The organism is Halopseudomonas oceani (assembly GCF_002903165.1).
GTDB classification, from domain to species: Bacteria; Pseudomonadota; Gammaproteobacteria; order Pseudomonadales; family Pseudomonadaceae; genus Halopseudomonas; species Halopseudomonas oceani.
Genome location: NZ_PPSK01000047.1, coordinates 1 through 3,637, shown reverse-complemented (window position 1 = coordinate 3,637; position 3,637 = coordinate 1). Strand labels below are relative to the sequence as shown.

At 61.8% G+C, this 3,637-nt stretch carries 2 protein-coding genes; one reads left to right on the top strand and one right to left on the bottom strand.

Annotated features, from left to right (window positions below):
* Positions 1-353 precede the first annotated feature (353 nt).
* Positions 354-2,261 (top strand): beta-ketoacyl synthase, encoded by a 1,908-nt coding sequence (locus tag C1949_RS19110; protein ID WP_104739954.1) that lies wholly within the window; start codon positions 354-356, stop codon positions 2,259-2,261.
* Positions 2,262-2,300: 39 nt separating this feature from the next.
* On the opposite strand, the gene C1949_RS19105 is transcribed toward C1949_RS19110, so the two are convergent.
* Positions 2,301-3,308 (bottom strand): adenosine deaminase, encoded by a 1,008-nt coding sequence (locus C1949_RS19105; RefSeq protein WP_104739953.1) that lies wholly within the window; start codon positions 3,306-3,308, stop codon positions 2,301-2,303.
* Between the last annotated feature and the right edge of the window lie 329 nt (positions 3,309-3,637).

Below are 3,637 nucleotides of genomic sequence, written 5' to 3'. Positions count from 1 at the left end.
CAGTTGTGAGTGACCCGCTGTTGCGTATGGATGTCTACCTCTTTGTATCCCGTGCCCACCCTGACGCAGAAGCGCTACGCGACCGGCTGGACACCGCACTGCGCGCGCTGGAGGAACGGGGTGAAGTGCAGCGTATTCTGGACGCGGCAGACTACAACCAGTGAATGTCTGCCCCCTCTGATTACAAAAACACATTGGTCTAAACGTGACCAGCCGGTTACATTTCTCGTCAGCACTGACATCGAAACCAACAATCCAATCGTCCCTCTGATCGGGTAGCGGCCAGCTTGGCCCCCTTGCCACCCGATCCTGCTCCCGCGGGGGAGCCAGGACACAGCCAGGAGTCCAGTCTGATGTCGCGTTTACCGGTCATTGTCGGCTTCGGCGGCTACAACGCCGCCGGCCGCAGCTCTTTCCACCACGGTTTTCGGCGCATGGTGATCGAGTCCCTGCCCGTGGCCGATCGGCAGGAAACCCTAGCGGGTCTGGCCGTTTTGATGAAGCTGGTGAGCGTCGAGAACGACCAGTACCTGGATGCCGACGGCCAGCCGCTGAGTGCAGCAGACATCGAGCAGCGCTTCGGCCAGCAGATCCTCGACAACACCCTGGTGCGCCGCATCGAGAAACGCTACCTGGACGTCGACGCCGCCCATTGGCAAAAGAATCTGACCGTTACCGGCGAGGCCGGCAAGCCGTTCTCCTTCATCACCCTGAGCAAACAGTTGCCAGAGCCGCTACCGAGCGACTGGGTGGTTGAACCGCTGAACGACACCGAAGTCATGGTCACCGTATACGATGGCTGCGACCTCAAGATCGACAGTTTCCGTGCCCTGCCGGTCAAATCTGCCGGCCAGTTGCCCAGTGGCCTGGAGCCCGGCGAGCTGTATGCCTCGCGCTTCCACCCGCGCGGCCTGCAACTGACCATCGTTTCCGCTACCGACGCCCTGCGCTCGGTCGGCATCGACTGGCAAACCATTGCCAACAGCGTCGAGCCCGATGAGGTCGCGGTATTTGCCAGCAGCGCCATGAGCCAACTCGACGAGAACAGCTTCGGCGGGCTGATGCAGTCACGCCTGAAGGGCAGCCGGGTCAGCGCCAAGCAGCTGGCACTCGGTCTGAACAGCATGCCGGCGGATTTCATCAACGCCTACATTCTCGGCAGTGTCGGCACCACCGGCGCAATCACCGGTGCCTGCGCCAGCTTCCTCTACAACCTGCAAAAAGGCAGCGACATGATCACCAGCGGCCGCGCCCGCGTGGTGCTGGTCGGTAACGGGGAAGCACCGATTACCCAGGAATGTCTCGAGGGCTACGGCGCCATGGGCGCGCTGGCCACCGAAGACGGCCTGCGCCAGGTCGGTGGCAGCGACGAAGTCGATTTCCGCCGCGCCAGCCGCCCGTTCAGCGAGAACTGCGGCTTCACGCTGGCCGAGTCCGGTCAGTTCTTCGTGCTGATGGACGACGCTCTGGCAATGGAACTCGGCGCTGACATCCACGGCGCCGTGCCGGATGTCTTTATCAACGCTGATGGTTTCAAAAAATCCATTTCCGCTCCCGGCCCCGGCAACTATCTGACCATGGCCAAAGCCGTACATGCCGCCATGCAGATCGTCGGTCCGGAAGCGGTCCGCCAGCGCAGCTTTATTCACGCGCACGGCTCCAGCACACCCGCCAACCGCGTCACCGAGTCCGAGATTCTCGACCGCGTGGCTGCGGCATTCGATATCAGCAGTTGGCCCATCGCCGCGGTGAAAGCCTACGTTGGGCACTCGCTGGCCAGTGCCAGTGCCGACCAACTGGCCGCAACCCTCGGTAGCTTCAAATACCAGATCATTCCCGGAATCAAGACTATCGATCAGGTCGCCGCTGATGTGCACCAGCAGCGCCTGCTGATCAGCACCCGCGATATCGATCGCAGCCAGCTGCCGCTGGAAGTCGCGTTCATCAACTCCAAGGGTTTTGGCGGCAACAACGCCAGCGCTGTGGTGATTGCGCCTACGGTGGTCGAGCGCATGCTGAAGAAGCGCTACGGCGTGGCGGCATTCGAGGCCTGGCAGCAGCGCCGCGAACAGACTCGGGCCGCCGCCGAGGCCTACAACCAGCGCGCGCTCAAGGGCCAGCTGGACATCATCTACAACTTCGGTCAGAACATGATTGACGAGTCGGCGATCGAGATCAGCGACGCGCAGATCCAAGTGCCAGGCTTCAGCAAGGCGCTGACCTTCCGCACCGATGAGCGCTTCAAGGACATGCTCGACTGATTGACCCAGGGGCACGGCCAGCCGTGCCCCGCTCCCGCCTCAGGCCGCTTCGGCCAGTTTCGCCAGCCACCCGGCTTGCTCGGCTTCACTCAGCAGACTCGCCGTAATGCTGTTGCGCGCCAGCGCGATTGCTTGCTCACGGGTCATATTCAGCGCGTCACGCACCGCAACAAAATTGGCCAGCAGATAACCGCCGAAATAGGCTGGGTCGTCCGAGTTGATGGTGACCTTCACACCCTGTTCCAGTAGCTGCAGGATGTTGTGCTCACCCATGTCACTGAACACCTTCAAACGGGTATTGGACAGCGGACAGACGGTCAGCGGCATCTGCTCGGCGACCAGCCGTTGCACCAGTTCCGGGCTTTCGACACAACGCACTCCGTGGTCAATTCGCATCACCTTGAGCAGGTCGAGCGCCTGCTCAATATAGTCGGCCGGACCCTCTTCTCCCGCATGGGCCACGCAAGCCAGCCCGGCCTCCCGGGCGATGGCAAACACCCGCTCGAACTTGTCTGGCGGATTGCCCTGCTCGGAGCTGTCCAGCCCGACGGCGACGAAATGCTCGCGCAGCGGCATGGCTTCCTGCAACGTGGCGATAGCATCTTCCTCGCTCAGATGGCGCAGAAAGCTGAGGATTAGCCGGGAGCTGATACCCAGTTGCCGCTCGCCATCGGCCAGTGCCCGGGAAATACCGGCCAGCTGCAGCGCAATGGGGATGCCACGCACGGTATGGGTCTGCGGATCAAAGAACGGTTCTACATGCACCACACCGTCGGCGGCACAGCGCTGCAAATACGCCCAGGTCAGGTCGTAGAAGTCCTGCTCGGTGCGCAGGGCATCAGCGCCCTGGTAGTAAAGGTCGAGAAAGTCCTGCAGGTTGCCGAACTCATAGGCGCCGCGCAGCGCTTCCACATCGGCGTAAGGCAAGGTAATGCCGTTGCGCTCGGCCAGCGCGAACATCAGCTCGGGCTCAAGGCTACCCTCAAGGTGCATGTGCAGCTCGGCCTTGGGCAAGGCTCGAAGAAAGTCGGTATCGGGAAAAGACATGGGCAACTCCTGGAATCCTGCTGCACGAACGTGCAGTTCATGCAGCAAAGGATATGCCAAGGACGGGTTTGCTGTCCTCACATAAGGCGCTTCGCAGACACCCGCGCGACACAGTAGGGAATGACACCATGGAAATTAACCAAGTGCTCAAATGCTTGAGTGTGCACCCGGGGTTCGTCCCGTTTACGCGGGCGAGTAGCGCAGGGTTGACGGGAAAAAGAGTCATAGGATGTCTGAGGCTCGAAGAGCCGAGTTTTATGACTCCCCGTCAGCCCGAGCAACGCAGCGAACCCGAAGGGCCGCGTAGCCGGGTGCCCGGGGGGATCGCC